This is a genomic window from Aquisphaera insulae (assembly GCF_011064615.1).
Classification (GTDB): Bacteria; Planctomycetota; Planctomycetia; order Isosphaerales; family Isosphaeraceae; genus Aquisphaera; species Aquisphaera insulae.
Map to the genome: position 1 here is coordinate 1 of NZ_JAALJH010000183.1, position 4,210 is coordinate 4,210.

A 4,210-nucleotide genomic window follows, 5' to 3' on the forward strand; every position below is an offset into this window, starting at 1 on the left:
CAAAGCGAATCGCAAGTCTATCAAACTCGTGGAGCAGCTTCCCGAGTGGTTCAACGCCTTTGGCGTTAGTGTGGCAAGTGCGCAGAATAGCATCCCCTCGATCATTCAGAGTGCAATGCACGATTGGTTCGATGATCCTACAAGGCTGATGGTAGCCTTCCGCTTGAGTAGTGATCCTGATATTGCAGCTTGGCAACTCGCGGTGACTCATTACGTCGCCGAGTACTGGGACGTTCATGCCCGTGGCTTGGACACCGTGCATTTCGTTGCAGAAATCGAGGGGTGTCCCAATTTTCGGAAGTATTGGACGTCGAACAAGTAGGGGGCGGATATGGGGTCAGGGGCGAATGCCGCGAGGATAGTGCACAAAGCCTTCGGCGTGAACGACTTGTCGCGTCTTGAAGGCTGAGGGGGTTTGCGGGAACCTGGTGGCTTACCACGGACGCACCAGGATCTCGCAGGGAGCCCCCCCATGCCACCTCGCATCTTCGCCATCCGCGACCGCCTGCGCCAAGACGTTGCCGCCGTCCTTTCGCCGGAGTCCATCCATGCGGCCTGCGAAACGGCCGGATATCATTGGCGAGAGCGCAAGCTCGGGCCGGTCGAGACCATCTCCTTGTTCCTCATCCAGGTCCTGCTGGGGAACACCTCGTGCCAGCACGTGGTGCGGCTGGGGGGCCGGGAATTCACCGACACGGCCTACTGCCAGGCCCGATCGCGGCTCCCGCTGGCGGTCTTCCTCGAGCTCGTCCTGCAGGTCGCCGCGGCGGTCCGCGGCGCCTCGGACGGCTCGCGCTGGCGAGGCCACGGGGTGTGGGGCATCGACGGCTCGGGCCTCTCCATGCCCGACGAGCCGGAGCTGAAGGCGCACTTCGGCCAGCCCAGCGGCCAGCAGCCCGGCTGCGGCTTCCCGGTGGCCAAGCTGCTGGCGATGTTCCATGTCGGCACGGGGATGCTCTTGAAGCTGACGGGGACGGCTTTCGGGGCCCACGACATGGCCGGCGCCGCGGGGATCTCGAAGGACCTGGAGGCGGGCGACGTGGTCCTGGGAGATCGTGGCTTTTGCTCTTATGCTCATATCGCGACATTGCTCGGCCGCGGCTTTTTCGGCGTCTTCCGCATGCACCAGCAGGTAAATGTCGACTTCACGCCGGGCCGGCCGGTGGCGCGGACGAAGGGGCCGTATCCGAGGGAGCAGGGCTTGCCAAGCTCGCGGTGGGTGATGGCGCTTGGTCCCCGGGACCAGGTGGTCGCCTGGGTGAAGCAGAAGGGCCGGCCGAAGTGGATGACGGAGCAAGAATTCGCATCGCTGCCGGAAGAGATGTTGGTGCGAGAGTTGCGTTACAAGGTGGCGACGCCGGGCTTCCGGGTGCGAGAGATCACCCTGGCGACGACCCTCCTGGACGCGGCGAAGTACCCGGCCGAGGAGCTGGCCGACCTCTACTACAAGAGATGGCGGGTGGAGAAGAATTTCAAGCACATGAAGACAACAATGAACATGGACGTATTGAAGTGCAAGACTGTAGATGGGGTGCTGAAGGAAGGAGGCGGCCATGTACGCGATCGGATCGCGTACAACCTGGCGCGGTCGGTGATGATGGAGTCGGCGCGGGTGCAGGAAGTCGATCCCGACCGGATCAACCTGATCGATGCCATCCGGTGGACGACCGATGCGGACAGCGAGGGCAACGCGCCGATCCTGGTAATCAACCCGGACCGTCCCGGCCGATATCAACCACGCGTGAGGAAACGCCGCCCGAAGCAGTACCCCCTCATGAAAAGGCCCCAGTAATCCACAATGACCCCGTCGGCTCCCCCTCTTCCTGAGCGATTCTCAGCTTCTTCGGATCTTCTCAACGAGCTCGTCCAACTTGTCCGAATCCGCTCCCGAGTCGCGTAGGGTCTGGAAAAGGACCGGGAGGCGGCCGAGGATGGCCTCATCGCTCACCAGATCCTTGGGGATCTCCCCACGAGCGACCGAAGCCAAGTCGCAGAACTCGATCCATTCGTCCGAGCCACGCGCGATTCCCAGAGCACCGGCGTACTCGGCAAGCTTCTCTTCTTTGTGCGGAGGTGCCAGGACACCTCGCTCCATCCGGCTATAATTGCCGTGGTCGAAACCTTGCTCCTGGCAAAACGCCCGGAGCGTCCGCCCCAGAGCGATTCTCCTCCGCTTCAGATATTCTCCGAATGCGTTGGCTGCCATCATCAATCCCCACTTGGAAATCGTCCGCGAATGCCTTTTCCGCTACCTGTTGTACGAATCTTACACCACCCTGGTTCGCCGTCAACGTCGTAACCTCTAAGCTGGATGCGGACTTATGACCTGGGAACTACAGGATTTACCACGACGTTTCATGAGTCTACTAGACTTCGCAGGATCATCTCAGGATAATCAAGGAGTCGAGAGCGGTCGCGAGTTGGCCCAAGAGATTTTCGTCCTTCCTCGGATTTTTCGCTCGGAGCCACGTTGGTGGCGGACACCGATCCCCGAATCAAACCACTTGAGCTTGGAGGGGGGCTGATCGCCTCCAAGCCAACGGACCTGGTAGAGGTGATCCTTGAGGCGACTAACAAGCAGGTCGCCGAGAAGAGCATCGCGGATCCTGACGCTCGCGAAGACTTCGTGCTCAGCACCGACGCCCTCAACTATTGGAGGATCGCGTGGAGGTGTTCGGTCGAGTGGGGCACACGCGGACTTGAGGAGGGCATCGCCCACGCGATCAAGAGCGGCATCTGCACAGCTCGTGGTTATGAGCTGGACGATCTCGATTCCGCGATTCAGGCAACCAAAGGCCGCGTGCGTCTGCCGTTTGGTTGGTCCGCGCTAGACCTCGCCTGGATGTTCGCTCAGAGAGAACCGTTGCAATTGCTCGATTGTGGCCTAGCCGGACGCCGTGTGCCAACGAACATTGCCAGCATCGCCTATCATCTTCAGCTTCTCCAGGACAAGGAACCCATTCTGCTCCCCATCGATCATCTCCGGGTACTACTGAAGCAGCGGAAGATCGTCGTCTCAGGAGCTGTTCAGAGATTGGTCGAGGCCAAAATTCTCGATTACGCGGACAAGAACTACCACACGGGCAAGGCGAGGGAGTTTCGCTTCGTCGGCGTCCAGGGCGAGCACTATGCAAAGCTCGATGAAGGCTCGTCAGGTTCGTGAACCTTCTCCCCGTTCTCTCCAAGGCCGGTGATTCCATGCCAAAGAGGCCCGAAAACGTTAAGACCTACTCCTACGAAGAGCTTCGCGCGAAAGCGGAGGCATTCATCAACGAGCATCATCCGGTCCGCTCGATTCCGGTGCCGATCGAGGAAATCATCGAATTACGTTTTGAGCTCGACATCATTCCGATCCCGGACCTACTCCACGGGTCGGACATGTACGCCCTAATCTCAAGAGACATGAAATCAATATCAATTGATGCGAATATTCAAGAGAGTCGTCCGCAGACGTACCATTACAGCCTGGCGCACGAACTATCCCATATCTTGATCCACAAAGAAGTTGTCGATCAATTCGAATACGCGAACATCGCCGAATGGAAAACGGTCGTGACGGGAATCGATGAAGATGTCTACGCGGAGTTCGAGTGGCAAGCCCACGCTCTGGCCGGTCTTATCTTGGTGCCCACTGCGCAACTGAAGGCAGAGTTCGGCAAGGCTGCGGCGAAAATCAAAGCCGCCGGATTGACTCTGGAGCAAGCGAAGGCGACGGAGAGAGCGAGGTTTTCGGTCGAGGACAACTTGGCTCGGCTTTTCGTCGTTCCTCGTCCAGTTATTACCGATCGAGCGAACCGAGACAAGCTCTGGCCAGAATGAGGTCTGTGTCACAAAATGACCGAAGTAGAGCTCACCGCCTACCACGAAGCTGGACACGCGCGCGTCGCCGAGGACATCCATTCCGGTTGCGTCGAGCGGGTGGGGATTTACGACGACCACGGGTTTCCGCAGGGCGAGACGAAGATCGTCGAAGTCATCTATGTGGCCCTTGATGACGTTGAGCGTGCGGCGATCGCGGTCGCAGGCATGTTGACCGAGGCATTGGCCTGGGCTCGCCGAGCAGATCCGATTGCCTCGGTCGTGTCGGGGGCCGCGTTGAGTGCGGAGATCCGGCGAGTCATCGGGCTGATCGACGATAACGGGCTCCCGGAAGGAAAGGTCCGCGTCGAGACAAGCTTCCTGCCGGGAGTTCACCAGACGAGGGTAGGGA

6 protein-coding genes are annotated in these 4,210 nt (G+C 59.7%); 5 read left to right on the plus strand and 1 reads right to left on the minus strand.

The genetic code is table 11. The features are described from left to right. Both G6O54_RS37580 and G6O54_RS36490 read left to right on the plus strand, forming a co-directional pair. The coding region (locus G6O54_RS37580; RefSeq protein WP_205679170.1) for a hypothetical protein at positions 1–322 on the plus strand (322 nt) is incomplete at its 5' end. A gap of 150 nt (positions 323–472) precedes the next feature. Further along, the gene (locus G6O54_RS36490) at positions 473–1,792 is read left to right on the plus strand and encodes an IS4 family transposase (RefSeq protein ID WP_165235885.1); all 1,320 of its coding nucleotides are present in this window, start codon (positions 473–475) and stop codon (positions 1,790–1,792) included. Between the two features lie 42 nt (positions 1,793–1,834). Here G6O54_RS36490 and G6O54_RS36495 read toward each other — a convergent pair whose 3' ends face one another. Next, positions 1,835–2,209 (minus strand): helix-turn-helix domain-containing protein, encoded by a 375-nt coding sequence (locus G6O54_RS36495; protein ID WP_165235888.1) that lies wholly within the window; start codon positions 2,207–2,209, stop codon positions 1,835–1,837. Between the two features lie 264 nt (positions 2,210–2,473). On the opposite strand from G6O54_RS36495, the gene G6O54_RS36500 reads away from it, so the two are divergent. The 3 genes from G6O54_RS36500 to G6O54_RS36510 form a co-directional block, all read left to right on the plus strand. Next, a complete protein-coding gene (locus tag G6O54_RS36500) occupies positions 2,474–3,163 on the plus strand; it encodes a hypothetical protein (protein ID WP_165235891.1) in 690 nt (229 codons plus the stop codon). Beyond that, the gene (locus tag G6O54_RS36505) at positions 3,160–3,819 is read left to right on the plus strand and encodes an ImmA/IrrE family metallo-endopeptidase (RefSeq protein ID WP_165235894.1); all 660 of its coding nucleotides are present in this window, start codon (positions 3,160–3,162) and stop codon (positions 3,817–3,819) included. Before G6O54_RS36500 ends, G6O54_RS36505 begins: the two co-directional genes overlap by 4 nt. 15 nt (positions 3,820–3,834) lie before the next feature. Then, positions 3,835–4,210: hypothetical protein (locus G6O54_RS36510; RefSeq protein ID WP_165235897.1), on the plus strand; the 376-nt coding region annotated here is incomplete at its 3' end.